Raw genomic sequence first — 25,073 nt, forward strand, 5'->3', positions numbered from 1 at the left:
CGGCCGTAAACGGCCTCCTCGACCACCGGGAGCCGCCGGCCTCCTCGACCACCGGCGCTACGGCGTCACCCGCAGGATCAGGTCGTGCTCGGGCCCCTCGCGGTTGTTGGTCAGCACCCACAGCGATCCGTCCGGCGCCTCGGTGACCAGCCGGAGCCGCCCGTACTCCCCGGCCAGCAGCTGCTCGGCGCCGGTGCCGTCGGTGTTGATGCGGTAGAGCCGCTCGCCGCGCAGGCACGCGATCCACAGCTGGCCGTCGTGGAACGTCATCCCGCTCGGCGAGGCGTCGGCGGGCTTCCAGGTCGCGAGCGGGTTGACCATGCCGAGGTCGTCGGACGGGCCCTCGGTCTCGGGCCAGCCGTAGTTGCCGCCCGGCATCACCAGGTTGAGCTCGTCGAGGCTGTTGTGGCCGAACTCCGAGGCGTAGAGCCGGCCCTCGTCGTCCCACGCGAGGCCCTGCGGGTCGCGCCAGCCGGACGCGTAGACCGGCGACCCCTCGACCGGGTTGCCCGGCGCCGCGTCGCCGTCGGGCGTGACGCGCAGGATCTTGCCGCCGAGGTCGTCGGGGTCCTGCGCCCGCTCCGGCACGAAGCCGGCCTCGCCGGTGGTGATGTAGAGCATCCCGTCCGGCCCGAACCTGATCCGCCCGCCGTTGTGGATGTCGCCGCGCGGGATGCCGGTGACGATCGGCTCGAGCGGCGCGTCGTCCGCGAGCCTGGTCCGCACGACCCGGCTGTCGTCCTCGGTCGTGAAGTAGAGGTAGATCCAGCCGTCCCTCTCGTACGACGGCGACACCGCGATGCCCTGGAGCCCCGCCTGCTCCGCACCCTGTACGGCGATCTCGTCGATCGTGCGCACGTCGGTCAGCGTGCCGTCGGGATGCGCCCGCCGCAGCTCGCCGGTCACCCGCTCGGTCACCAGCGCCGACCCGTCGGGCAGGAACGCCAGGTCGAACGGCACGTGCAGCCCGCTGACGACGGTCTCCACCGACGCCGGCTCGGCCTCGGGGGCGTCACTGACGCTGGGGTCCGCCCACCAGCCGTACTCGTCGCCGTACAGGTAGGTGCCGATGCCGGCTCCGACCAGCAGCACCCCGACGACACCTGCAGCGATCCAGCGCCAACGCACGCCCGGATCGTAGGAGCGCCGGCGCGCCGCCGATGCCGCATCACGACGGGATCGCCGACTGTTCGGCCGGGCGTCGCCGCGGCGTACGACCCGCGTCGGTCGCGGGTCACCTCGGCTGCGCCGAACCCCTCAGCGCTCGGGTCCGCAGGTCCGCGGGGTCACGCCGTACCCGCCCCGGCGGCTCGGAGGCCGTCGACCGCCCGATCGCCGTCATCGACATGACCTCCCACCCGGGCGCGAGGCACAACTCGTCGCTCAGGGAGCCCAGGTCGAACGCACGGAACTGCCGGCACGCCAGGCCCATCGCCTGCGCCTGGAGCGTCATGTGGGCGACCGCCTGGCCGAGGTCGTAGTCGGCGAACGCCGAGTAGAGCAGGTCGGAGTCGTCGACGTGCCGGTGGACGATGTTGACGACCAGGGCCGACGCGGACGTCGCCCAGCCGCGCGAGCTGGGTGCCAGGTGCTCCGACAACCGGGCGTGGGTCGGGTCCTCGCGCCGCGCCGCGACGAACGCCCAGGGCTGGGAGTTGCCGGCCGACGGCGCCCACCGGGCGGCCTCCAGCAGCAGGGCGACGTCCGCCTCGGCGAGCCGGTGGGCCGGATCGAAAGCGACCGGGCTGTAGCGCGCCCGGAGCAGCGGGTGCAGCCCGTCGAGAGCGCTCCGGTCGTCGGTCATGGCAGGCACAGCGCGGCGGGAGCCTCTCGGATTCCCGCACGCAGCGCGCGAGCGTCGCCGTCCGGTCAGCGACTGCTCAGCGAGCTCGCCGCGGCGGCGATGTCGTGGACCAGCGGCCGCGCCCCGGTGGCGCTGATGACGCCGTCGTCGACGGGCGCGGTGACCGCCAGCGGGCTCATCGCAGCCAGCGACGACACCGAAGCTGCGTGCTCGTGGAACAGCCCGGCGTCGATGGTCGCGAGCACGACGAGCGAGGGTCGCAGGTCGAGGATGCTCGCCTCGAGACCGTCGAACGGCGTGTTCGCGCCGAGGAACGTCACCCGCCAGCCCCGCCGCGCGATCAGCACGCCCAGCAGGATCAGGCCGAGGTCGTGGTTCTCGCCGGGCAGGCACGCGAGCAGCGCCGACGACGAGCCGCCGGAGCCCCAGTCGCGGGTCAGCCCCAGCAGCCGGCCGCGGACCAGGTTCGCGGCGAAGTGCTCCTGCGCCACGGTGATCTCGCCGGACGCCCACCTCTCCCCCAGCTCGTGCAGGTAGGGGATCAGCACCTCGGTGAGCGCGAACTCCACGGACACGGTGCCGAAGAGCCGGTCGAGCGCCGCATGGCCGCCGGCGGCGTCGTACCTGTCGAGCGCGTCGCGGAGCTGGACCGCGAGGTAGGCGACGACGGACTGCTGCCCGTCGCCGGCGGGGACGACGGGCTCCTCCGACGCCTCGGCCATCGCCAGCCGCGCGGCCTCGGCGGCCGAGAGGCCGTCCTCGAGGTGGGCGTTGGTACGCCGTACCCGCGCCTCGTCGTCGGCCGAGTAGAGCCGGAAGCCGCCGGGCGAGCGCGTCGGCTGGAGCAGCCCGTAGCGCTGCTCCCAGGCGCGCAGCAGCTCCGGGGACACGCCCGTCCGGCGCGACAGCTCCCCGATCCGCATCAGCCCGTCCACGAGCCGCACTCTACATACCTTGGACGTTCTTTGTACAAACACTTGACAACGCGCATCCCCTCGCGTTGACTCAGGGCCAGAACCTCGACAAAACCTCGACACAAGGAGCACTCCCATGAAGAAGATCGACATCCTCGCCGGCACCCTCGCGGTCGTGGGCGCACTGAACTGGGGCCTGGTCGCGGTCGCCGAGTTCGACCTGGTCGCCACCATCTTCGGCGGCATGGAGTTCGGCGAGACCAACGCCGCCTCCCGTGTGGTCTACGGGCTGGTCGGGCTCTCCGCGCTGTGGCTCGCGGCCCGGTCGGCCTCCCTCCTCTCGAGCAGCAGCACGTCGTCCCCCACCCACGCCCACGCGTGACCGGCGAGAGGGTGTCCCCGGTCGGTGCCACCATCGCCGCATGGACTTCACCGACCAGGACCTCTCGGGTGCCCGCTTCGTGCGCTGCGACCTCAGCGACGCCGTCGTGCGCGGCTCCTGGGTGGTCGGCCTCCAGGTCGACACCCACGACCTGACCGACGGCCCGATCTGGGTCAACGGCGTCGACGTCACGCCGTACGTCGAGCAGCAGCTCAACGCCCAGCTCCCCGGCCGCGAGCTCAAGCACGCGCAGACCCCTGAGGGCCTGCGCGAGGCCTGGGCCGCGGTCGAGGAGGCCTGGGCCGACGTGGTGCCGACCGCGGTCGGCAAGGAGCAGATCTCGGTCGAGGGCGAATGGACCTTCGAGCAGACGCTGCGCCACCTGGTGCTGGCCACCAACGCCTGGCTGCACGGCGCGATCCTCCAGCAGGAGCAGCCGTTCCACTGGATCGGCATCCCGTTCGCCGAGTACGCCACCGAGGGCGGCGACATGACGATCTTCCGCGAGCCCGACTCCTACGAGCAGGTGCTCCAGGTGCGCGCCGAGCACCAAGCGATCGTGCGCGACTACCTCGCGACCGTCGACGCCGACACCCTCGCCGAGACCCGGCCCAACCCGTGGGCGTCGGAGCACCAGGAGCCGGTGCTCGCCTGCCTCCACGTCATCCTCAACGAGGAGTGGGAGCACCTGAGGTACGCCGTGCGCGACCTCGCGACGATCACCTGACCCTCCGGCGCTCCTGCGCTGCTTCTGCGTCAGCGGCCGGTCAGCGGTGCCGCGCACGATCGGGACATGGACGCCATGGTCGTGCGCAACCTCCGCCCGGGGGACGAGCAGGCGGTCGCCGCGCTGGTGGCGTCGTGCTCCGAGGAGTGCCTGCGCGACCGGTTCTTCGGTGTCGTCGCCGACCCGGTGGCCCGGCTGGCCGCCCAGGTGCGAGAAGCCGTGTGGGAGGGCTGCGCCACCGCGGCGTTCGGCTACGGCGACGTGATGGTCGCGCTCGCGGTCGGCCTGCCCGATCGCAGCGGGACGACGTGGGACCTCGGGCTGCTCGTGTGCGACGAGTGGCAGGGAGTCGGCGTCGGGACGCTCCTGCTGCACCGCCTCGTGTCCGAGGCCGAGAGCGCGGGCGCCCTGCCGGTCGCGCTCGTCGAGGCCGCGAACGCCCGGGCCCGCCGCCTCGCGCGCCGATTGCACCGTTCGCGACGAGGATGCTCGCTGCGGGTCGAGATCGCTTGACCCTCAGGCTGTCGCGACTCCCGGGAGCAGCCCCTGCGCCTCGCGGACTCCCTCGCGCATCCGCACGGCGAGGTCGTCACCCAGCTCCCCGCTGAGCTCGGCGGCTGCCGCACGCAGGGCGGCGGCCACCGGCTCGGGCAGCGGCGAGCCAGTACGACGCCGGAGCGCGCGGGCGCCGCCCAGCGCCCGGGCGCGTGCGGGCGCATCACCGGGCGTCAGCGCGACGGCCTCGAGCCCGTGCGCGACCGCGCGCGGGTCGCCCGTGCGACGGGCGAGGTCGACCGAGCGTCGTGCGAACGTGGCGGCCTCCTCCGACCCGATCGCCGCGAGCTCGAGCGCGAGCCGGCCGGCCGTGTAGCTGATCCCCGCTGGCGACGCCTGCCGCTCGTACCACGCGAGGGCGTCGGCGTGGATCTCCGCTGCTCGCTCGTGCTGCCCGGACAAGCCGCGCGCGAGGCCCAGCCCGTTCTCCGCGAGCGCGACGCCTGCGGACGACCCCACCGACCGGGCCAGCTCGACCCCGGCCTGCAGGGTCGTCAGGCTCCGCTCGGACCCGATCAGCGCCTGGACCGAGCCGAGGCGGGTCAGCTGGGTCGCCTGCCACTCGGGTGCGTCGACGTCGCGCGCGAGCGCGAGCGCGCGCTGGTGGGTGCGGGCCGCGGCGGACAGGTCGCCGACGACCTCGGCGCAGTACCCGAGCAGGTCGGTGGCCATCATCCGGCCCGCCGCGTCGTCGAGGTCCTCGAACGCCGCGAGGGCCTCCCGTCCGCGGGCCGCCGCCCGCAGGACGGCGCCCCGTTGGAGATCGGCCTTCGCCTCGGCGATTCGGACCAGCGCCCGACCCCACGCGTCACCCGAGCGGTCGAAACCGGCCCTGCCGAGCTCCAGCAGCACGGCGCCCCGCCGCGGCTCGCCCCGTTGAAACAGTCGTTCGGCCAGCAGTACGGCGGCCAGCGACTCGTGCCGACTCCAGGCCTGCCCGGCCGCGACCTTCAGGGTCGCTTCGCCGGCCGCGATCGCCTCCTCGGCCGCGGCACTCACCGAGTCGAACACAGCGACCCAGGCAGTCGCGCCCCGCACGGAGGCGTGCTCGCCCCCGTCGGCAGCGGCCAGCCCGACGAGCTCCTCCAGCAGGTCCCGTCCCTCCGACCGGCGCCCGCCGAGCCACCACCACCAGGAGCCGCGCAGCGCGAGCTCGATCGCGGCGTCCGCGGCGCCCTCGCGCGCGAGCCATCGCGCGGTGGCCATCGCGCCGGCCGGGACCGTGCGTGTGGCAACCGCGCCCGGCTCGCGTCGCGCCGCGCGGCGCTCGGCGGCGAGCAGCCGCTCGAACTCCCGCTGCAGCGGCTCCGGCGGCGCCAGTCCGGTCTCCTCGGCGAGCACCCGACGACCGACGTCGTAGACCGCCAGTGCCTCGGCGCGGCGCCCGGCCCGGTCGAGCGCCCGCATCAGCAGCAGCCGGGCGCTGGAACGGAGCGGGTCGCCTGCCAGCAGCTCGCGCAGCACCTCCACCGCACGGCCGACCGTGGCCCCGTCGTCGATCGCCGCCGCTGCCACGACCTCCTGCAGGACCGCATGGTCCTCGTCGGCCCGATCGCGCGCGGCCACCAGCCGCGGGTGGTCGTCGAGGTCGGCGAACGGCGGGCCCTGCCACAAGGCGAGCCCGCGCTCGGCGAGGACGGCCGCCTCGCCGACGCGGTCCGCGGCGAAGGACGCACGGGCGAGCCGGGCGAGCTCGTCCGCGAGGAGGAGGTCGACCTCGGCGGCGGGGAGGTCCAGCCGATAGCTGCCCTGGTGGTGGCGGAGCGCGTCACCGTGCGGACCGAGGTGCCGCCTGAGCCGCGACACCTTCACCTGGAGGGCGTTGCGCGCCCCGTCCGGTGGATGCGCGCCCCACACGGCGTCGATCAGGTCCGCCGCCGGCACCGCGCGACCCGCGGCGAGCGCCAGGTGCGCGAGCACCGTGCGGTCCAGTCGTGCGGGCGATGCCGCTGTGCCGTCGGGCTGCCGCACGGCGACGGCACCGAGGAGGCGGACCAGAGGCGCGTCGGTCATCCCACCGCCACCTCGGCGGCCGGCGCCATACCCATGCCGTTGGGGTAGGGCACGCCGCCGCCCGTGACGATCGGCTCGGTCACCCCGGCGAGGTCGGCGGCGAGCGCGGCGAGTGCGTCGTCGTCGAGGTGGCTCCATGCTTCCGCGGTGAGGGCGTCGGTCTGGTCCTCGACCGCGGCCCGTTCCCGCGCGCCCGTCGCTGTCACCCGCCCGTCGTCGGTGACCCAGCCGCGAGCGGCGAGCGCGACGGCTGCGGCCTGCCACTCCTCCTCGGTCCAGCCGCGATAGGTGCGCTGGTCCTCAGGAACGAGCCCCAGGGCCACCATCAGCAGGTTGCTCTCGGCCGGACCGAGCCGGGCCGCGCGGAGGGCCGCGACGTGGGCGTCGCCGCGGTACTCGCGCAGGGCCGTCGTCGCCCAGAACAGCGCGAGGTGGGGCTCCTCGGGGCGCGCAAGGCTGCGGTGGGCACCGAACAGCGGTGATCCGGCGGAGGGCAGGAGGTCGACCGCGCCGGCCAACCGGCCGGCGAGGTCCGCCACTACCGGTTCGCGGACGCGATCGCCGAGGTGGCGCCTCACCGCCCGGTCGAACACGGTCAGCCGGGCACCTGCCGCAGCGGCGGGGGTCGTGTGGCTCCACGCGTCGGGCAGGGCGCGCTCGACCATGCGCGGCGCGAATCCGTAGAAGCAGGCGGTCACCACGGCCGGGGGCACGGTGCCGAGTGCCGCCGAACGTGTGGCGAAGTAGCCCATCCACCCGCCCTTGAGGCCGAGCGCGGTGTAGACGGCCGGCCGCTCCGGCGCGTAGTACACGAGCGCGTGGTAGGCCTCGATCAGTCGCCACAGGGCGCGCTCCGAGCTCCGGCGCGACGCGTCGGCCGGGGTACCGCCGGGACCTGCCATGTCGGACCTGCCTCACTGCGTGGGGTCCGCCGCAGCGAGCCCGGTCGAAAGACTATCCACCGGCTGTCAGGGCCGGGGGCGTACGACGAGCGTCGCGCCACGTCCTGACAGGCGGCTGACGGCGGGGCCCGCGACGATCGTCGGTTCGTCAGCGCGCTGTCAGCGCAGGGCTCTACGCTCCGGGCACCCGACCCGGCAGGAGGCACGCGATGACCCACACGGAGCCCGTCCTGCGCGAGCAGTGGCGCGCCCTGCGCTCCTGGCTCGCCGACGAGCGTGTCCTCGACCTCGCCGACCAGCCGTCCGGGCTCGGCGCGTGGACCGTGCGCGACCTCGTCGTCCACCTCGGCTACGGGCTCCACATGGTCGCCGAGGTGATCCCGGCGCCGGACCGGGATCCGATCAGCCTCGCGAGCTACGTCGCCGGCTATCACCCGGCGCAGCACCAGATCGCCGACGACACGACGGGCCTCGCGCGATCGCTCCGCGGCCGCGAGCTCGCGGGCATCGACGAGCTCGCGGCCGAGGCGTGGCGCTCCCTCGACGACGGGTTCCCGGCGGTGGTGCTCGGGCGCCGCGGTCCGCTGCGCGGCGACGACTTCCTGCTGACCCGGCTGCTCGAGCTCGTCACCCACGGCGACGACCTGCACCGGGTCGTGGGCAGCGAGCGCCCGTCGCCGCTCGTGTCCGACGCAGTAGGCAGGGTTGCCGACGCCCTCTCCGACGCCTACGAGCAATCCGCAGGCAGGTCGCCGCGCTGGTCCGGTCTCGACCTGGTCCGGGTCGCCACCGGGCGCGCGTCGACCGACGACCTGACCAAGCCGCTGCTGTCATGATCACCAACGAGCGCGAGACGTTCCTGCGCGCGGCGGAGATGTTCGCCGAGCTGTGCGGGCGGATCGGCGACGAGCAGTGGCCGCGGCCGGGCCTGGGCGAGTGGGACGTCCGGGCGCTCGTGGGTCACACGCTCCGCGCGGTGACCACCGTGGCGACGTACCTCGGCCAGCCGGCGCCGGCTGAGATCGTCTGCGAGAGCGCCGGCGCCTACTTCGTCGCGGCCCGCAGCATCGCCGGCGCGGAAGACCGCGCCGTCGCGGAGCGCGGCCACCAGGCCGGACGTGATCTCGGCGCCGAGCCGATGACCGCCGTGCGCCAGGCGGTGGAGCGCACCCGAAGCGCTCTGGCCGCGACCGCGGACGACCGGGTGGTCGCGACCGTGGTCGGCGGCATGCGGCTGGCCGACTACCTCCCTACCCGCACGTTCGAGCTGCTGGCCCACACCCTCGACCTCGCAGACGCGATCGGCCTGGAGGTCACACCTCCGCCCGAGGTCGTCGAGTCGGCGGTGCGTACGGCGGCTGCCGCAGCGGCGGGCACGGGTGACGGCGTCGCCCTCTTCCGCCACCTCCTGGGGAGGCCGGGCGGCGCTCACCGCCCGCTCTTCTCCTGAGCAGGGCCGGCCCGCGGGAGATGACCGCTCAGCGGACGGTCGGCTGCTCGTCGGTATCGGCCGCCGGGTCGGGGCGCAGCCGCGCGGCGGCGATCCACTCGGTCGCGACGCGACCATCGAGCTCGTAGGTCACGAGCGCCTGGGTCCGGTCGCTGTGCCACTTGAGCACCAGCCCGGACACGATCGTGTCGCCCACCTGAACAACTACATGACTGTCGTGCAACGGAGTCCCCCGCCGGTCCACGGGTCTCCCCGAGGGCACAGCCACCGCCTTGAGCTGTTCGAGACAACTATAGGGACGGGGACCCGTCTAGACCACAGAGGGTCACCTCACTCGCCGTCGTAGACCTTCTCCGACCGGGCGAGGAAGTCCTCGGCGAGCGCACGGACCTTGACGTTCTGCTGCTGTGACTGGCGCACCAGGAAGCCGAACGCGCGGGCGTCGCTCAAGCCGAAGCGCTCCATCAGGATGCCCACCGCCCGACCGATCACGCTGCGCGCCTCGACCGCCGCCTGGAGGTTCTCCACCTCACGCGCGTAGTCGAGCGCCATCGCGGACTGGTGCGCGAAGAGGTCGCCCAGGACACCGAGGTCCTCGAACGCTCCGACCTCCTCGGAGTAGAGGTTGAGCGCGCCCGTCGCCTCGCCGGTCTCGAAGAGCCGGATCCCGGCCTGTGCCCGGATTCCCGCGGCGACGGCCACCTCGGCATAGGCCGGGAAGCGCTCGTCGGCGGCGAGCTTGGGCGAGGTGACGTGGACCGAGCTCGTGGCGGCCTCGTAGCAGGGGCCTTCCTGCAGCTCGTACTGCGCCCTGTCGAGCTCGAGGATCAGCTGCGCCGTCGGCGCCACGGTCTCGAGGCGCCCGTCCTCGTGCTTGACCGTGATGCTCGCGTAGCTCACCGCGGGCATCACCTCGACGGCTGCGGCGGTGATGCCGGAAAGGGCGGCGTCGAGGTCCTCGGGGAGAGGCCCGGCGCTCGGGTCTTGGGCCATGGAGGAAACGTACTACTCAGAGACGGTCCACGACGGCCAACGCCAAGGTACAGCCGCGCTCCAGGTCCGCGCGGTCGCCGTACAGCTGGAAGTGGGTGTTGCCCGCGTTGAGCAGGGCGTCAATGGAGAACGCGTCGTCGACCGGGCTGGCCGAGCCGGCCGTGCGCAGCTCGGCCTCGAGCAGGTCGAGCCACTCCCGCTGCAGCCGCCGTACGGCGTCCGCGACCTCGCCGTCGCGGTGGCCGTACTCGACGGTGGTCGTCGCGAGGAAGCAGCCGCCCGGGAAGATCTCGGAGAGCAGGTAGGCCCGCCAGGACTCGAGCAGCGCGCGCAGCCGGGCGCGGCCGGGCTCGCTCCCCCACGCGGGACCGATCACGTGCTCCTGGTAGATCCGGCGGGCCTCGGCAACCGCCGCCACCTGGATCGCCTCGCGGCTGCCGAAGACGGTGAGGATGCCGCTCTTGCTCACGCCGGTGCGATCGGCGAGCGTGCCGACCGTGATCGAGTCGAGGCCGCTGATGGTCGCGATCATCGCGGCCTCGCGGGCCACCTTGCGCCGGGTGGCGTCGCCGCGGGCGCGGCGGCCGTCGGTGGTCGCGGTCTCGCTCATGGCGCCCACTCTACGTCCGACTGGACGTAAATGTCGGATCGACGTACAGTCGAATGCAATACGACCGTTCGCACGCATACTCCGGGAGCCGCCATGACCATCGACACCTCCGCCGGCGTCGTCATCCGCAAGCGCATCTACCTCGACGACCTCGACGGCTTCGGGATGCTCCACCACGCCCGCTACGCCCTGCTCTTCGACAACGCCGTCATCGACTACTGGACCGACGCCGGCTGGACCATGGATCCCGCCAAGGAGGTGCTGGTGATCAAGGAGCTCACGCTCGAGTACCACGCGCCCGTGCTCGGGATGACCGAGGTCGACGTCCACTTCTGGGTCGACCGGGCGGGCCGCAGCAGCGTCACCTACCGCTTCGAGGTGCTCTCCGCCGATCACACCGTGCTGCACTCCAGCGGCTCGCGGGTCGTCGTGTTCCTCGACGGCCAGACCCTGCGCCCCACCCCGATCCCCGCCGACATCTGGGACAAGGCGGGTCCGCTGCTCGCCCCTGGCATCGAGAAGCCTGCGGCCTGAGCCCTACCCGGCGTCGCGCATCTTGGCCAGCCGGGTCCGCAGCGCACCCGCCCGGTGCGCGTTGCTGCGCAGGCCGACGTACTCGTCGCCGTAGGTCCACAGCAAGGCGTCGTCGAGCCGCCGTACGGCGCCGGGCGGGTAGCGGTAGTCCATCCGCTCGGCCAGCGTCGCGGCGTCGACCGAGCGCAGCACCTCGCCGAGCTCGGCGAGCGAGGTGATGCCGACCTCGAGCACCAGGCCGGCGATCCACTGGTAGTGGTCGGTGCGCGACCAGCCGGCGTCGGCGTACTGCCCGGCGAGGAAGGCTGCGAGCTCCCGCGGGCTGATCCGCGGGTCGTCGTCGGGTTCCTCGGTCGTCTCCGCCACTCCCCCGCGCAGCTTGTCGCGGATCGTCGAGAACTCACGGTCCGCGAGCTCGAGCAGCCCCGCGGCGAGCGTGAACCGGCGGTCGAAGTCGGGCACGTGCTCGTCGGGGATCTCGCCCTTGTAGCGGATGTCGTGCTCGAACTCCGCCCACGCGTGCTGGAGCACGGTGCGGATCTGCACCTGGGCGCGGCGTCCCGCCAGCAGGTCGTACGCCGGCTGCGACTCGCGTGCCGCGTCGAGGCTGATCAGCAGGTGCCGGCTGGCGTAGCCGAAGCGGCCCTCGCGGGCGGTCTCCCTGCCCATGTCACGGTCGTCGTGCACGACCACCTGGTCACCGAGCAGGTCGACGACCGCCTGCACGTCGCTGTGGACGTAGGTGATGACGCGGAGCCCGATCTGGTCGGTGATCTCGGTGAGCGGGTCGGCGTACATCGGCCGGCCGTCGGCGGTGCGCGCCGCCTTGGCCGCGAACGACGCGACCGACTTCGCCCGGCTCGCGACGGTCAGGTAGTTGATGCCCGCGTCGTCGAGCAGCGAGGTGATCAGCTGGAGGTACTGCTCGGTCGCCGCCTGGAGCTCGGGCTGGCGCCGCGCATACTCCCGGACCGCGGCCGCCACGGCGCGTTCGTCAGAGGACACACCCCGAAGCCTGCCCTATCGGCGGCCCCGGCGGTGTCAGCCGACGCGGCGGTCTCCCCGGACCTTGAGCTGGTCGACGTCCTGGTCCTCGCCCCGGGAGACCCGCAGCCGGCGGCCACGCAGGATGTCCTCCTGCTCCTTCGCCGCTGCCTTGTCGCTGGCGCGGGTGTCGCGGGGCGGCAGCTGGATCTCCTCCTCGGCCGGGATCCCGGCCTGGAGCTCGCGGGCCCGCTCGAGCTCGGCGTCGAGCTCGGCCCCGAACAGCAGCGCGAGGTTGGTGATCCAGAGCCAGAGCAGGAACACGATCACGCCGGCGAGCGAGCCGTAGGTCGCGTTGTAGTTGGAGAAGTTGGCCACGTAGAGACCGAACAACGCCGAGGCGACCAGCCACACGAGGATCGCCAGGCAGGCGCCGACGCTGATCCAGCGGAACTTCGGCTGCTTGACGTTGGGGGTCGAGTAGTAGAGCAGCGCCACGATGAGGACGACCACCACCAGCATGACGGGCCACTTCGCGATCTCCCACACGGTGACCGCCGTCGACTCCAATCCGATCGCCTCACCGATCGCCGTGGCGGCCGGACCGGTGACGACCAGGCCGAGCGCGACCAGCGCGGTGAGCACGACGGTCACGAAGGTGATCAGCATCATCGCGGGCCGCAGCTTCCAGATCGGGCGGCCCTCGTCGATCTCGTAGATCCGGTTCATGCCCCGCGCGAACGCGCCGACGTAGCCCGAGGCGGACCACAAAGCGACCGCGAGCCCGATGACCAGAGCGATCCCGGAGTTCTGCGCCTGGCTGAGCTCGGTGAGGATCGGCTCGATCGTGTCGGCCACGCCCGACGCGCCCACGTCGTCGAGGATCCCCATCATGGTGTCGACCGTCCGCTGACCCTCGCCGAACAGCCCCACGAGCGAGAGGATCGCGATGGAGGCGGGGAAGAGCGCCAGCACGGCGTAGTAGGTCAGCGCCGCCGCCAGGTCGGTGCACTGGTCGTCGCTGAACTCACGCGCGGTCTTGCGCGCGACGTACCACCAGGAAGCCTTCTTCAGCTCCGTCGGCGAGTCGGGCTCGAGCTGCTGCTGGGCCTGGTGCTGTTCGTCGCTCACGCCCGGGCGGTGCCCGAAGCGTGGGATCTGAGACGGGTCAGGCGGACTTCTTCTTGGGCTTCGACTCGCGCAGCACCAGCTCGGGGGCCACGTCGTCGTCGACGACCTCGCGGGTCACGATGACCTTCTCGACGTCGCCGCGCGAGGGCACGTCGTACATCACGTGGAGGAGGACCTCCTCGATGATGGCGCGCAGGCCGCGGGCACCGGTGCCGCGCTCCATCGCCTTGTCGGCGATGGCCTCGATGGCGTCGTCGGTGAACTCGAGCTCGACGCCGTCGAGCTCGAAGAGCTTCTTGTACTGCTTGACCAGCGCGTTGCGCGGCTCGGTGAGGATCTGCACCAGCGCCTCGCGGTCGAGCTTGGAGACGCTCGCGATCAGCGGGAGGCGGCCGATGAACTCGGGGATCAGGCCGAACTTGGTGAGGTCCTCGGGCCGGACCAGCTGGAGCAGGTCCTCGGCCTCCTTGTCGGCCTGGGTCTTGACCTCGGCGGTGAAGCCGAGCGACTTCTTGCCGACCCGCTGCTCGATGATGTGCTCCAGGCCGGCGAAGGCACCGCCGACGACGAACAGGATGTTCGTCGTGTCGATCTGGATGAACTCCTGGTGCGGGTGCTTGCGACCGCCCTGCGGCGGGACCGACGCCGTGGTGCCCTCGATGATCTTCAGCAGCGCCTGCTGGACGCCCTCGCCGGAGACGTCGCGGGTGATCGACGGGTTCTCGGCCTTGCGGGCCACCTTGTCGATCTCGTCGATGTAGATGATGCCGGTCTCGGCCTTCTTGACGTCGTAGTCGGCGGCCTGGATCAGCTTGAGCAGGATGTTCTCGACGTCCTCGCCGACGTAGCCGGCCTCGGTCAGCGCCGTGGCGTCGGCGATCGCGAACGGGACGTTGAGCATCCGCGCGAGCGTCTGGGCGAGGTAGGTCTTGCCGCAGCCGGTGGGGCCGATCACCAGGATGTTGGACTTGGCGACCTCGACGACCTCGTCCTTGGAGTGCTTGCCCGAGGCGCCGCCCACGGCCTGCACGCCGGCCTGGACCCGCTTGTAGTGGTTGTAGACCGCGACCGCGAGCGACTTCTTCGCCTGCTCCTGGCCGATGACGTAGGAGTTGAGGAAGTCGAAGATCTCCTTCGGCTTCGGCAGCTCGTCGAGCCCGACCTCGGAGCCCTCGTTGAGCTCCTCCTCGATGATCTCGTTGCAGAGATCGATGCACTCGTCGCAGATGTAGACGCCGGGGCCAGCGATCAACTTCTTGACCTGCTTCTGGCTCTTCCCGCAGAAAGAGCACTTCAGCAGGTCGCCTCCGTCACCGATGCGTGCCACGGTGCGATCTCCTTACGTCGGGCGAACCCCCCGACGGTACCCCGTGCTCCGCCCCTTCGGGGGCTGGACACGAGGAGTGCGTCGGGGAGTCGCCGGTGTCGACATTGGTCAGGCCAGGGCGGGCGTCTGCTTGAGCGAGGCCAGGATGGAGTCGATCAGGCCGTACTCGACTGCCTGGTCGGCGGTGAGGATCTTGTCGCGCTCGATGTCGCGGCTCACCTCGTCCATCGACTTGCCGGAGTGCTCGGCGATCATCTTCTCGAGCATCTCGCGCATCCGGAGGATCTCGTTGGCCTGGATCTCGATGTCGGAGGTCTGGCCGAACGTGCCCTCGGTGTAGGGCTGGTGGATCAGGATCCGGCTGTTGGGCAGCGCCAGCCGCTTGCCGTGGGTGCCGGCGGCCAGCAGCACGGCGGCCGCGGAGGCGGCCTGGCCGATGCAGACCGTCTGCACGTCGGGCTTGATGAACTGGATCGTGTCGTAGATCGCCGTCAGCGCCGTGAACGAGCCGCCCGGGCTGTTGATGTAGATGCTGATGTCCTGGTCGGGGTTCATCGACTGGAGGCACAGCAGCTGGGCGATGACCGCGTTGGCGACGTCGTCGGAGATGGGCGTGCCGAGGTAGATGATGCGGTCCTCGAACAGCTTGGCGTAGGGGTCGATCCGGCGGAAGCCGTAGGACGTGCGCTCTTCCCACTGCGGGATGTAGTAGTTCATGCCTGTTTCTCCCGTCAGTCCTTCTTGTGGGCCGGGCGGCCCTCGCTGGAGGCTTCCTTGGCGCTCTTGATGACCTTGTCGACCAGGCCGTAGTCGAGCGCCTCCGCCGCGGTGAACCACCGGTCGCGGTCGGCGTCGGCGGTGACCTGCTCGACCGACTGGCCGGTGTGCTCGGAGATGAGGTCGAGCAGCACCTTCTTGATGTGCAGCGACTGCTGGGCCTGGATCTTGATGTCGGAGGCCGAGCCGCCCATGCCGGACGACGGCTGGTGCATCATGATCCGCGCGTGGGGCAACGCGTAGCGCTTGCCCTTCGCGCCGGCACACAGCAGGAACTGGCCCATCGACGCGGCCAGGCCCATGCCGACCGTTGCGACGTCGTTGGGGATGTAGTTCATGGTGTCGTAGATCGCCATGCCGGCGTCGACGGAGCCACCGGGGCTGTTGATGTGGAGGAAGATGTCGGCTTCGGGGTCCTCGGCCGACAGCAGGAGCAGCTGGGCGCAGATCGCGTTGGCGTTCTGGTCGCGCACCTCGGAGCCGAGGAAGACGATCCGCTCGCGGAGCAGGCGGCTGTAGATGTTGTCGTCGAGGAAGCTGATGCCCCCCGGCGTGCCGTTCATCTCTGGATTCAAGGTCACACGAGGGACCCTAGCCGCCAGCCCCGTCGGATCCACGCGCAAACGGGCCTTGTTCGCCGACAGCGGATTCGACGCCGTACGGCGCACGCGGCGCGCCGCGGTGGTCAGCGCTCGGCGGCGGCCTTCAGGCGGGCGACGGTCGTCGCCATGCCCTCCTCGAGCTCGTCGGCGTGGCCCTCCTTGCCGCCCAGGAAGGCCGCGGCGAAGACCTTGCTGAGGGCCGTGTTGCCCTTCGGGACCGGCCGGCGGTGCACCACCCGGGTGCCGCCCTCGACGGGCTCGAGCTCCCAGACCCACTGCGAGCCGCTGGACCTGGTGTCCCACACCAGCCGCCTGCCCGTCTGGACGTCGGCGACGACGTTGCGGGTCGGCCAGACGATGGCCTTGCGCCGGTTGATGCCGAGGTACTGCTGGCCCTGGCGCAGCCCGCCCCGCAGCATCGGGAGCATCTTGACCGTCTCGGGACTCCAGTCGGCCATGTTGGAGAAGTCGGTGAGGAGGGCCCACACCTTCTCGGGCGGGGCGGCCACGACCGCCTCGGCCCGCAGCTCGCGCTCGGCGCCGGTGTTCGTCATGGGCCTGATGATGGCAGGTTTCGAGGCTCGCTTCGCTCGCACCTCAACCAGCGGCCGCCAGCCACTCGCGGAGCGCGTCCAGCACCCGCGGGTGGTTGAGCAGGCCGAAGTGGTCGGTGCGGCCGACCCGGAGCACGGTCGCGTCGGGGAACAGCTCACGGCCCTGCCGGTCGCGGCCGGACGCGGAGAGCGGGGCGACCAGGCCGTCGCCGAAGATCCCGCCGATCGGGTTGTGGCCGGTGCGGGTGACGGTCGCCGAGACCAGGCGGTACCGCGCGTGGCCGAGCGGCGGGACGTCCTCGTTCAGGCCCTCGACCAGGTCGGTGATGCCCTCGGACTGGCGATCGATGATCCTGCCGAAGGCCGCGGTCTCCTTCAGCCGGGCGAGACCGCGGCTGGTGTGGCCGGCGCCGACCGCGAACCAGGAGCCGCGGTGAGGCGCGCCGAGGCTGACCACGTCGGAGACCTTCGTGGTCCACTCCGCCGGGGCGTTGCCCTCGGCCATGACCGCCGCCGACGCGCGCATGATCAGCGCACCCATCGAGTGGCCCACGAGGGCGATCCGGTCGACGTCGGTCGGCCAGCTGTCGACGAGCCGCTGCACGAGCGCGGCGAGCGCGACGCCGTTGCGGCGGATCGGGAGGCCGGTGTTGGCGCGGAGGAACACCGGGGTCCAGCCGTCGTCGGCGAGCGCCTCGCCGTACGTCGTGCCGGTGTGCTCGCGGTGCAGCTGCCAGGCCTGCTCGTCCTCGCAGAGGCCGTGCAGGAAGACGACGACCCGGGAGGTGGCCTCCGGGAACGCCTCCGCGACCGCGGCCGGGTCGTAGACGTCGACGTCGCGGCCCTCGTGGCGCACCGCCATCGGGATCGCCAGCTGCGGCCGGTCGCGGAGCAGCTCGTCGCCGATCAGGCCGTTGACGGCCGCGGTCAGGAGCCGGCCGCGCGGGTCGTCCTCGAGGGCCGGGCCGACGCCGGTGGCCGCCAGCCGGTCGAGGCCCTTGCTGCTCCCCCGCAGCGCGAGCCCGAGGCCGGTGAAGACGGTGGTGGCGATGGCGCGGTGCACGGCCTGCGGCGGCTTGACCGCGGGGCCGAGGCCGAGCCCGAGCGTGCCGTAGGAGCGCTTCGCCACGGCGTCGTGGGTGTCGCGGACGGTCGCGAGCACGAGGTCGTCGGCCACCGAGGTCAGCAGCGCGAGCGCGTCGAGCACCGACGGTCCGGGCGTGGAGGTGGCAGGAACCGGCATGGCCGGGATCCTAGCGCTCAGTGAACAACTGTGCACTATGATCCCGGCCACGGGTCTCGATACGCCTCGGCCCCAGGGGGCCTCGGCTACTCGACCACCCTAAGCGGGTGCTCGACCAGCCTCGGGCTACTTGTCGTCCTGGACGAGCTCCTCGGGCGCGTTGACCGGGGCGGCGGACGCGATGTCGTCGCCCTCGGCGGCCTCGTCGCCCTCGGCGGCCGGGTCGCCGTACGAGCCGTCGGGGAGCAGGTTCTTCAGCTCGACGACGTTGCCGGAGGCGTCCTTGACGACGGCGTCCTCGACGAGCTCGGCGAGGGCCTTGCCGCGGCGGATCTCCTGGACCATCTCGGGCACGTGGTTGTGCTCGAGCATGTGGTTGACGAACTCCTGCGGGTCCTGGCCCGACTGCTGCGCGCGGCGCAGCATGTGCTGGGTCAGCTCCTGCTGGTCGACGCCGATCTCCGACTTCTCGGCGATCTCGTCGAGGAGGAACTGGGCGGCGACGGCGTCGCGCACGCGGCGGTCGAGGTCGGCCTCGTACTCCTCCAGCGTCTGGCCCTCGTCCTCGAGGTACTTGTCGAGCGTCATGCCGGCGTAGGCGAGCTGCTGCTCGATGCTCTGGCGGCGGGCGTTGAGCTCCTCGGTCACGATGCCCTCGGGCAGCGGGATCTCGACCCGGTCGAGCAGCGCCTCGAGCACCGCGTCGCGCGCCTCGGCCGCCTGCTCGAGCCGCTTGCCGCGGACCAGGCGCTCGCGGACGTCGTCCTGGAGCTCGGCGAAGGTGTCGAACTCCGAGGCGAGCTGGGCGAACTCGTCGTCGAGCTCGGGGAGCTCCTGCTCCTGGACCTGGCTGACGGTGACCTCGACGTCGACGTCCTCGCCGACCAGGTCGCCGTTGGCGAGCTGGGAGGTGAAGGTCTTGGTCTCGCCGGCGGACACGCCGATCAGCGCCTCGTCGAGGCCGTCGATCATGCCGCCGCGGCCGACCTTGTAGGAGAAGCCGGTGATCTCCGCGCCCTCGACGGTCTCGCCGTCCTTGCTCGCCTTGAGGTCGATGACGACGAAGTCGCCGTCCTGGGCCGGGCGCTCGACGTCGATCAGCGTCGCGAACCGCTCCTGGAGCGCCTTGACCTGCTCCTCGACGTCCTCGTCGGTGACGACCGCGTCCTCGACGCTGGCCTCGAGGCCCTCGGTCTCGGGGAGGGTGATCTCCGGCTTGATGTCCACCTCGGCGGTGAACTCGAGCACGTCGTTGTCCTCCAGCTTGGTCAGCTCGATCTCGGGCTGGGCCAGCGGGGTGAGGGAGTTCTCCTGGAGCGCCTCGACGTACGCCTTCGGCAGCACGTCGTTGACGGCCTGGTCGAGGACGGCGCCGCGACCCACCTGGCGGTCGATGACCTGCGGCGGCACCTTGCCGCGACGGAAGCCCGGGATGTTGATCTGCTGGGCGATCTGCTTGTAGGCCGCGTCGAGGCTCGGCTTGAGCTCCTCGAAGGGCACCTCGACGGTCAGCTTGGCCCGGGTCGGGCTCAAGGTCTCGACGGCGCTCTTCACAGGTGTTTCTCCTACTACTTCGGTGGATCTGACGGGAGTGATCACGGCTGTGACCACGGACTGGATCTCTGGCGTGGAACCGTCGGGGCGACAGGACTCGAACCTGCGGTCTCCTGCTCCCAAAGCAGGCGCGCTAGCCACTACGCTACGCCCCGCCAAAGTGGCCTCACCGAGGCGGTGCGGCCGCTCTGAGAGGGGATGACGGGAATCGAACCCGCGTAATCAGTTTGGAAGACTGAGGCTCTACCATTGAGCTACATCCCCGGCACGCCCCACAGGACGCAAATTGCGGTTGTCATCGTGCCACAAGGGCGGGTGGCGGCCCTAAACGGCTAGCGGCGGTGGACGAGCATCAGCGCGCGGTCGTCGTCGCGCGAGCCGACGGCGGCGGTGAGCCGCCGCGCCATCCCGTCCCACGACCCGCGCAGCAGCGACTCGGTGGTACCGAGCATGGCGTCGATGCCGAGGTCGATGTCCTTGCGCGGCTCCTCGACCATCCCGTCGGTGTAGAGCAGGAGCGCGTCGCCGCGCGCGAGCCGCCCGCGCACCCCGTCGTACTGCACGCCCTCGACCAGGCCCAGGATCATGCCCTCGGTGGGCAGCAGCTCCCAGCGGCCCGAGCCGGCGTGCCGCTGCACCGGCGGCGGGTGGCCGGCGGCGCGGATCTCGTAGTCGCCGGTGAGCAGGTCGAGGGAGAGGTGCACGGCGGTCGCGAAGCCCTCGGCCCAGCGCCGCGCCAGCAGGTACTCGTTGGCGGCGGAGAGGAACTGGTCCGGCGGCAGCGCGCCGAGCAGGCCGCCCATCGCGCCGGAGAGCTGGAGCGCCCGGGTGCCGGCCGCCTCGCCCTTGCCCGAGACGTCGACGAGCGCCATCTCCAACCGGCGGCCGCGCTCGCGCGTGGTGGCGACCACGAAGTCGCCCGCGAAGGGCGAGCCGCCCGCCGACGACAGCGACGACTCCACCAGCCACCGGTCGGGGAGCTCGGGGATCTGGCCCTGGGCGAGGATCCGGTCGCGCAGGTCGACCAGCATGGACTCGCCGCGGCGCGCGGTCACCCCGATCGGCCGGTCCCGCAGCACCAGCGCCAGCACGAGGAGGCAGAGCAGGACCACGAGCACCAGGCACGCGACCTCGATCGCGTTCTGCCCCCAGCCGACCGCGATCGTGGCGACGAGCGCGATCTCGACGCCGATGAACCAGCTCATGATCCGGTTGTCGAGGAAGACCACGGCGAGCAGCAGGGGCACGAGCATGCCGAACGGGTACTCGACGTCGCCGTCCCAGACGGTCGTGACCATGGCAGCGACCGCGACCAGGCACAGCGCGGCGAGCGCGATCCACTGCGACCGGGGCACGGAGCCCCACCGCCGCAGCCACAGGAGCCTCATGCCGCCCTCCCGTCGCGGGCGCGCGACCGGAACACCGGCTGGCAGCGGCCGCACCAGAAGAGGTTGCGCCCGCCGAGGACCTGGGTGCGCACCGGGCGGGTGCACACGTGGCAGGGCTGCCCGGTGCGGCGGTAGACGTAGACCTCTCCCCCGTGGTCGTCCACCCGCGGCGGGCGGCCCATGGCCTCGGGGGTGTGCTCCTCGCGCACGGTGTCGATGCGTCCGGTGCGGACGCCGTACTCCATCAGCTCGACGAGGTCGTCCCACATCGCCTGCCACTGGGTACGCCGCAGCGTCCGGCCGGGCCGCAGCGGGTGGATGCGGTGCCGGAACAGCACCTCGGCGCGGTAGACGTTGCCGACGCCGGCGACCACCGACTGGTCCATCAGCAGGGTGCCGATCGGTGCCGCGCTGCGGCCGATCCGCGCCCACGCGCGGTCGGGGTCGGCGTCCTTGCGCAGCGGGTCGGGCCCGGACCGGGCTACGACGGCGTCCCGCTCGGCGAGCGTCACCAGGGCGCAGGTGGTCGCGCCCCGGAGGTCGGCGTACGACGACGCCGTGGCGATGCGCAGCCGCACCTGGCCGACGGGGAGCGGGATCTCCTCGACGGCAGGGTGGACGTCGAAGGTGCCGTAGAGCCCGAGGTGGACGTGGACGAACCGGTCGCCCTCGAACTCGACGAAGAGGTGCTTGCCCCAGGCCTCGGCGCCCAGGACGCGGCTCCCGTCGACCACGGCGGCGCCGTCGGCGAAACGCCCCTGCGGGCTGCCGATGCGGACCACCCTCCCTCCGAACACCTCCCGGAGCTCGTTGGCGAGCCGGTGGAGGGTGTGCCCCTCAGGCATCAGCCGCCCGCTGTGCCGACTCCGGGAGCGGTGGCAGGTCGCCCGTCCGCTCGTAGTCGGACATCTGGCCGATCCGGCGTACGTGCCGCTCGTCGCCGGGGAAGGACGTGGTGAGGAAGACCTCGACCAGCCGGGTCATCTCGTCGAGGGAGTGCATCCGGCCGCCGACCGCGACGACCCACGCGTCGTTGTGCTCGCGTGCGAGCGACGCCGTGTCCTCCGACCACGCGAGCGCGGCGCGGATCCCCTTGACCTTGTTGGCGGCGATCTGCTCGCCGTTGCCCGAGCCGCCGATCACGACGCCGAGGCTGTCGAGGCCGGCGTCGCGGTCGGCCTTCACCCCCTCGGCCGCCCGGATGCAGAAGACCGGGTAGTCGTCGACGGCGTCGTAGACGAACGGGCCGTGGTCGACGGGCTCGTAGCCGTGCTCGGTCAGCCACCCGATGAGGTGGCTCTTGAGCTCGAGGCCGGCATGGTCGCAGCCGAGATGCACGCGCATGGGCCCGATCCTTCCAGAAGACGCCGACCTGCGCGCCCGCGTGTGCTCGAGCCTGAGGCTGAGGTCACATCAGACGCGGTGGAGGCGGCGCGCCGCCTCGGCGATCGACCCGCTCATCGAGGGGTAGACCGTGAACGCCTGCGCCAGCTGGTCCGCCGTGAGCGACTCGGCCACGGCCAGCGACACCGGGTGGATCAGCTCGCTCGCGCGGGGGCCGACGACCACGCCGCCGACCACGATGCCGGTGCCGGGGCGGCAGAAGAGCTTCACGAAGCCGTCGTGGACGCCCTGCATCTTGGCGCGCGGGTTGCCGCGCAGCGGGAGCATCACGGTCTCGGCCTGGATCTCACCGGCGTCGATCGCGCGCTGCGACCAGCCGACCGTGGCGATCTCAGGGGCGGTGAAGACGTTCGAGGAGACCCGCTTGAGGTCCAGCGGCGCGACCGCGTCGCCGAGGAAGTGCCACATCGCGATCCGGCCCTGCATGGCGGCGACCGACGCGAGCATGAGCACGCCGGTGCAGTCGCCGGCGGCGTACACCCCGCGCGCGGAGGTGCGCGACACCCGGTCGACCTTGATGAACCCGCCGTCGTCGGTGATGACGCCGGCGTCCTCGAGGCCGATGCCCGCGGTGTTGGGGATCGAGCCGAGCGCCAGGATGCAGTGGGACCCCTGGACCTCGCGGCCGTCGGCGAGGGTCACGGTGACGACGTCGCCGTCGCGGGTCACCGACGCCATCCGCGACTGCGAGAGCACGTTCATGCCGCGCCGCTTGAGCACGTCCTCGAGCACCTGCGCGGCCTCGGCGTCCTCCCCCGGCAGCACCCGGTCGCGGCTGGAGACGAGGGTGACCGGGATGCCGAGCGCGAGGTAGGCGCTCGCGAACTCTGCACCGGTCACGCCGGAGCCGACCACGATCAGCTCGGTCGGCACGTCGGTGAGGTCGTAGACCTGCTCCCAGGTCAGGATCCGCTCGCCGTCGGGCACGGCGCTCGGCAGCGTGCGCGGCGCGGCACCGGTGGCGACGAGTACGGCGTCCGCGGCGAGCGTCTCGGTGCCGCCATCGGCCAGGTCCGCCACCACGGTGCCCGGCCCGTCGAGGCGCCCCCGGCCCACGACGACGCGGACCTTCTCGCGCTCGAGCCGGCGGGCGATGTCGGCCGACTGCTCGGTGGCGAGCCGCTTCACCCGCGCGTTGACCTTGCCGAGGTCGACGTGCACCTGCGTCGTCGGGTCGCCCTGGTGGTCGCGGCTCTCGATGCCCAGCTCCGCCGCCTCCGACATGTCGGTCATCAGCTCGGCCGTGGCGATCAGCGTCTTGCTCGGAACGCAGTCGGTGAGCACCGCCGAGCCGCCCAGCCCGTCGGAGTCGACCACGGTCACCTCGGCGCCGAGCTGAGCGGCGACCAGCGCGGACTCGTAGCCCCCGGGACCGCCCCCGATGATCACGACGCGGGACGGGGGCGTGGTCTGCGCGCTCGACATGGCCCTCATTCTTGCAGGGGCCGCCGCGCGGTCGATCGGGCGCGGGCGGCCCCCGCTCAGCGCGAGCCCGAGCCCTCCAGGTGGTCGAGCGCCTCTTCGACCACCTGGGACGTGGTGACACCGCGCGCGGCAGCCACCTCGGCGATCCGCCGCTGGAGCACGGGCGACAACGCGACCAGCTGTGACGGGTGGCCCGCGGCGATCACCGGTGCGTCGGCCCGCCGCCCGAACGCGGCCAGCGCGACGAGCACCAGGGTGCCGAGCACGTCGAGGATCGCGACGACCCCGAAGACCCGCCAGTAGTCGCCGCCGGGGTCGGACTCCTGCAGGATCGGGCCCAGGATCATCAGGGCGACCACGCCGGCCGCGGCCATCGTGAGCCAGAGCGGCGGCTGGAGGTGCGGGCGGCGTACCAAGCCGATCAGCAGGCTGGCCTGGGCAAGAGTCGCCGCCAGCGTGATCGAGACACCGAGGAGCTTCCAGATGTCCGAGTCGAATTCGGGCTCGCGGCCCCAGACCAGGAGCAGCGCGGTGCCCGTCGCTACCAGCGAGACGACGGCTCCCAGACCACCGACGAAGGCCAGGGGACGCCCGGCGACGGCCAGGTAGCAGAGAACGGCAACGGACTCGATCCCGATCACGAGGGTCGTCAACAGCACCCTTCCCTCGGCCTCCCCGAACTCCCCGCCGCCCAGGAGTGCGGCGATACCCATCAGGGCGGCGACCGAGAACGAGCCGATGACGACGGCGATGACGATGCGGCGAAGGTCTCTCATGTGACGAGGGTCGCGCGGCGAGGGGGTGCTCCGCGTGAGCACCGGTACTCAACCCTAGGATCGCCCGGTGTCGTCGCCGCCCTCCCGTCTGCTGAAGATCGTGGCGGTCCCCCTGATGCTGGGCGCGGGCGCGGTCGTCGCGGTCCAGTCCGAGATCAACGGCCGGCTGGCCGACGAGATGGGCGAGGGCATGCGCGCCGGCGTGGGCGCGGCGGTCATCAGCTTCGGCATCGGCCTGGTCATCGTCGCCGCGATCACGCTGGCCGTGGCCCGGCACCGGGTCAAGGACCTCGTCGGCGCCGTCCGCGGGCACCGGCTCCGCCCGGTCGAGCTGCTGGGCGGGCTGTGCGGCGCGTTCCTCGTGGCCACCCAGGGCCTCACGATCGCCACCATCGGCGTCGCGCTGTTCAGCGTGGCGATGACGGCCGGGCAGTCCGCAAGCGCGCTCCTCGTCGACCACCTCGGCCTCGGGCCGAGCGGACACCAGCCGCTCAACGTGCCGCGGGCGATCGCCGCGACGTTCGCGGTGGCCGCGGTCGTGCTGGCGACCGGCGAGCGGCTGGCCGAGGCGTTCTCCTGGGAGGTCGTCGTGCTCGCGCTTCTGCCGTTCCTCGCGGGGGCCGGCGCATCGGTGCAGCAGGCCCTCAACGGACGGGTCGCACGGCACGCGGGCGCCTGGGTCACGACGCTCAACAACTTCGTCGTCGGGACGGCCGCGCTCCTGCTCACCTGGACCGGCAGCTTCCTCGTCGACGGAGGGCTCACGGACCTCCCCGGCACCTGGTGGCTCTACACGGGTGGGGCGCTCGGGGTCAGCTTCATCTGGCTCGCCGCCCACCTGGTGCACGTGCACGGCGTGCTGGTGCTCGGCCTGTCGATGATCGCGGGCCAGGTCGTCGGCGCCCAGCTGATCGAGCTGGCCGGCGGCGACGCGCACGTGGGGCCGGTCGGCATCGCCGCCGGCGGGCTCATCGTCGTCGGCGTCGTCGTCGCGCTCTTCCGCCGGCGGCAGGCCGACGCGTGA

General features: G+C 72.2%; 28 protein-coding genes and 2 tRNA genes. 7 read left to right on the forward strand and 23 right to left on the reverse strand.

Annotation, left to right across the window (positions count from 1 at the left end):
* Positions 1-57: 57 nt before the first annotated feature.
* The 3 genes from HNR19_RS15930 to HNR19_RS15940 all read right to left on the reverse strand — a co-directional run bounded on the left by HNR19_RS15930 (position 58) and on the right by HNR19_RS15940 (position 2,739).
* Entirely contained in the window at positions 58-1,128 is a 1,071-nt protein-coding gene (locus tag HNR19_RS15930) for a PQQ-dependent sugar dehydrogenase (protein ID WP_179668829.1), read from the reverse strand.
* A gap of 106 nt (positions 1,129-1,234) precedes the next feature.
* Positions 1,235-1,804, reverse strand: coding sequence for a nitroreductase family protein (locus tag HNR19_RS15935; RefSeq protein ID WP_179668830.1), 570 nt, complete (start codon positions 1,802-1,804; stop codon positions 1,235-1,237).
* 65 nt (positions 1,805-1,869) lie between these two features.
* The gene (locus tag HNR19_RS15940; RefSeq protein WP_179668831.1) at positions 1,870-2,739 is read right to left on the reverse strand and encodes a MerR family transcriptional regulator; all 870 of its coding nucleotides are present in this window, start codon (positions 2,737-2,739) and stop codon (positions 1,870-1,872) included.
* Positions 2,740-2,854: 115 nt separating this feature from the next.
* Between HNR19_RS15940 and HNR19_RS15945 the strand changes: the two genes are divergently transcribed.
* The 3 genes from HNR19_RS15945 (at position 2,855) to HNR19_RS15955 (ending at position 4,340) form a co-directional block, all read left to right on the forward strand.
* Positions 2,855-3,100, forward strand: a complete 246-nt coding sequence (locus HNR19_RS15945; protein WP_179668832.1) for a DUF378 domain-containing protein — start codon at positions 2,855-2,857, stop codon at positions 3,098-3,100.
* Between the two features lie 40 nt (positions 3,101-3,140).
* The gene (locus HNR19_RS15950) at positions 3,141-3,827 is read left to right on the forward strand and encodes a DinB family protein (RefSeq protein WP_179668833.1); all 687 of its coding nucleotides are present in this window, start codon (positions 3,141-3,143) and stop codon (positions 3,825-3,827) included.
* Positions 3,828-3,893: 66 nt separating this feature from the next.
* Complete coding sequence (locus HNR19_RS15955; protein ID WP_179668834.1) at positions 3,894-4,340, forward strand: GNAT family N-acetyltransferase; 447 nt, start codon at positions 3,894-3,896, stop codon at positions 4,338-4,340.
* Positions 4,341-4,343: 3 nt separating this feature from the next.
* On the opposite strand, the gene HNR19_RS15960 is transcribed toward HNR19_RS15955, so the two are convergent.
* Both HNR19_RS15960 and HNR19_RS15965 read right to left on the reverse strand, forming a co-directional pair.
* The gene (locus HNR19_RS15960) at positions 4,344-6,395 is read right to left on the reverse strand and encodes an AfsR/SARP family transcriptional regulator (protein WP_179668835.1); all 2,052 of its coding nucleotides are present in this window, start codon (positions 6,393-6,395) and stop codon (positions 4,344-4,346) included.
* On the reverse strand, positions 6,392-7,297 hold the full coding sequence (locus HNR19_RS15965) for an SCO6745 family protein (protein WP_179668836.1): 906 nt from the start codon (positions 7,295-7,297) through the stop codon (positions 6,392-6,394). Before HNR19_RS15965 ends, HNR19_RS15960 begins: the two co-directional genes overlap by 4 nt.
* Before the next feature lie 209 nt (positions 7,298-7,506).
* Between HNR19_RS15965 and HNR19_RS15970 the strand changes: the two genes are divergently transcribed.
* Complete coding sequence (locus HNR19_RS15970) at positions 7,507-8,133, forward strand: maleylpyruvate isomerase N-terminal domain-containing protein (protein ID WP_179668837.1); 627 nt, start codon at positions 7,507-7,509, stop codon at positions 8,131-8,133.
* Positions 8,130-8,747 (forward strand): maleylpyruvate isomerase family mycothiol-dependent enzyme, encoded by a 618-nt coding sequence (locus HNR19_RS15975; RefSeq protein ID WP_179668838.1) that lies wholly within the window; start codon positions 8,130-8,132, stop codon positions 8,745-8,747. The genes HNR19_RS15970 and HNR19_RS15975 overlap by 4 nt, the downstream gene beginning before the upstream one ends.
* Positions 8,748-8,775: 28 nt before the next feature.
* Here the strand turns inward: HNR19_RS15975 and HNR19_RS15980 are convergent, their stop codons facing one another.
* The 3 genes from HNR19_RS15980 to HNR19_RS15990 all read right to left on the reverse strand — a co-directional run bounded on the left by HNR19_RS15980 (position 8,776) and on the right by HNR19_RS15990 (position 10,350).
* Complete coding sequence (locus HNR19_RS15980) at positions 8,776-8,943, reverse strand: hypothetical protein (RefSeq protein ID WP_179668839.1); 168 nt, start codon at positions 8,941-8,943, stop codon at positions 8,776-8,778.
* Positions 8,944-9,077: 134 nt separating this feature from the next.
* On the reverse strand, positions 9,078-9,740 hold the full coding sequence (locus HNR19_RS15985) for a GAF and ANTAR domain-containing protein (RefSeq protein ID WP_179668840.1): 663 nt from the start codon (positions 9,738-9,740) through the stop codon (positions 9,078-9,080).
* A gap of 16 nt (positions 9,741-9,756) precedes the next feature.
* Positions 9,757-10,350 (reverse strand): TetR/AcrR family transcriptional regulator, encoded by a 594-nt coding sequence (locus HNR19_RS15990; RefSeq protein WP_179668841.1) that lies wholly within the window; start codon positions 10,348-10,350, stop codon positions 9,757-9,759.
* 93 nt (positions 10,351-10,443) lie between these two features.
* Here HNR19_RS15990 and HNR19_RS15995 point away from each other — a divergent pair, with 93 nt between their 5' ends.
* Positions 10,444-10,884, forward strand: coding sequence for an acyl-CoA thioesterase (locus HNR19_RS15995; RefSeq protein WP_179668842.1), 441 nt, complete (start codon positions 10,444-10,446; stop codon positions 10,882-10,884).
* Between the two features lie 3 nt (positions 10,885-10,887).
* On the opposite strand, the gene HNR19_RS16000 is transcribed toward HNR19_RS15995, so the two are convergent.
* The 15 genes from HNR19_RS16000 to HNR19_RS16070 all read right to left on the reverse strand — a co-directional run bounded on the left by HNR19_RS16000 (position 10,888) and on the right by HNR19_RS16070 (position 24,049).
* Entirely contained in the window at positions 10,888-11,889 is a 1,002-nt protein-coding gene (locus HNR19_RS16000; RefSeq protein WP_179668843.1) for a GTP pyrophosphokinase, read from the reverse strand.
* A 36-nt stretch (positions 11,890-11,925) separates the two neighbouring features.
* Complete coding sequence (locus HNR19_RS16005; protein ID WP_179668844.1) at positions 11,926-12,999, reverse strand: YhjD/YihY/BrkB family envelope integrity protein; 1,074 nt, start codon at positions 12,997-12,999, stop codon at positions 11,926-11,928.
* Between the two features lie 37 nt (positions 13,000-13,036).
* Positions 13,037-14,326, reverse strand: coding sequence for an ATP-dependent Clp protease ATP-binding subunit ClpX (clpX, locus tag HNR19_RS16010; RefSeq protein ID WP_179668845.1), 1,290 nt, complete (start codon positions 14,324-14,326; stop codon positions 13,037-13,039).
* A gap of 108 nt (positions 14,327-14,434) precedes the next feature.
* Positions 14,435-15,043 carry an ATP-dependent Clp protease proteolytic subunit gene (locus tag HNR19_RS16015; RefSeq protein WP_179668846.1) on the reverse strand — a complete coding sequence of 203 codons (609 nt, stop codon included), beginning with the start codon at positions 15,041-15,043 and terminating at the stop codon, positions 14,435-14,437.
* 14 nt (positions 15,044-15,057) lie between these two features.
* Complete coding sequence (locus tag HNR19_RS16020) at positions 15,058-15,666, reverse strand: ATP-dependent Clp protease proteolytic subunit (RefSeq protein ID WP_179670316.1); 609 nt, start codon at positions 15,664-15,666, stop codon at positions 15,058-15,060.
* 122 nt (positions 15,667-15,788) lie between these two features.
* A complete protein-coding gene (locus HNR19_RS16025) occupies positions 15,789-16,259 on the reverse strand; it encodes an SRPBCC family protein (RefSeq protein ID WP_179668847.1) in 471 nt (156 codons plus the stop codon).
* A gap of 43 nt (positions 16,260-16,302) precedes the next feature.
* Positions 16,303-17,502 (reverse strand): alpha/beta hydrolase, encoded by a 1,200-nt coding sequence (locus tag HNR19_RS16030; RefSeq protein ID WP_179668848.1) that lies wholly within the window; start codon positions 17,500-17,502, stop codon positions 16,303-16,305.
* A 126-nt stretch (positions 17,503-17,628) separates the two neighbouring features.
* Positions 17,629-19,056 (reverse strand): trigger factor, encoded by a 1,428-nt coding sequence (gene tig / locus HNR19_RS16035; RefSeq protein ID WP_179668849.1) that lies wholly within the window; start codon positions 19,054-19,056, stop codon positions 17,629-17,631.
* Between the two features lie 82 nt (positions 19,057-19,138).
* A tRNA-Pro gene (locus tag HNR19_RS16040) sits at positions 19,139-19,211 on the reverse strand.
* Between the two features lie 38 nt (positions 19,212-19,249).
* Positions 19,250-19,320, reverse strand: a tRNA-Gly gene (locus HNR19_RS16045).
* A gap of 68 nt (positions 19,321-19,388) precedes the next feature.
* Entirely contained in the window at positions 19,389-20,444 is a 1,056-nt protein-coding gene (locus HNR19_RS16050) for a PP2C family protein-serine/threonine phosphatase (protein WP_179668850.1), read from the reverse strand.
* On the reverse strand, positions 20,441-21,289 hold the full coding sequence (locus HNR19_RS16055; protein ID WP_179668851.1) for an Fpg/Nei family DNA glycosylase: 849 nt from the start codon (positions 21,287-21,289) through the stop codon (positions 20,441-20,443). The genes HNR19_RS16050 and HNR19_RS16055 overlap by 4 nt, the downstream gene beginning before the upstream one ends.
* Positions 21,282-21,788, reverse strand: a complete 507-nt coding sequence (locus tag HNR19_RS16060; protein ID WP_179668852.1) for a ribose-5-phosphate isomerase — start codon at positions 21,786-21,788, stop codon at positions 21,282-21,284. The genes HNR19_RS16055 and HNR19_RS16060 overlap by 8 nt, the downstream gene beginning before the upstream one ends.
* A 69-nt stretch (positions 21,789-21,857) precedes the next feature.
* Entirely contained in the window at positions 21,858-23,273 is a 1,416-nt protein-coding gene (locus HNR19_RS16065) for an NAD(P)H-quinone dehydrogenase (protein WP_246303525.1), read from the reverse strand.
* Positions 23,274-23,329: 56 nt separating this feature from the next.
* A complete protein-coding gene (locus tag HNR19_RS16070) occupies positions 23,330-24,049 on the reverse strand; it encodes a hypothetical protein (RefSeq protein WP_179668854.1) in 720 nt (239 codons plus the stop codon).
* A gap of 67 nt (positions 24,050-24,116) precedes the next feature.
* Here HNR19_RS16070 and HNR19_RS16075 point away from each other — a divergent pair, with 67 nt between their 5' ends.
* On the forward strand, positions 24,117-25,073 hold the full coding sequence (locus HNR19_RS16075) for a DMT family transporter (RefSeq protein WP_179668855.1): 957 nt from the start codon (positions 24,117-24,119) through the stop codon (positions 25,071-25,073).

Origin of the sequence: Nocardioides thalensis, from assembly GCF_013410655.1 — a bacterium.
Taxonomy (GTDB): domain Bacteria; phylum Actinomycetota; class Actinomycetes; order Propionibacteriales; family Nocardioidaceae; genus Nocardioides; species Nocardioides thalensis.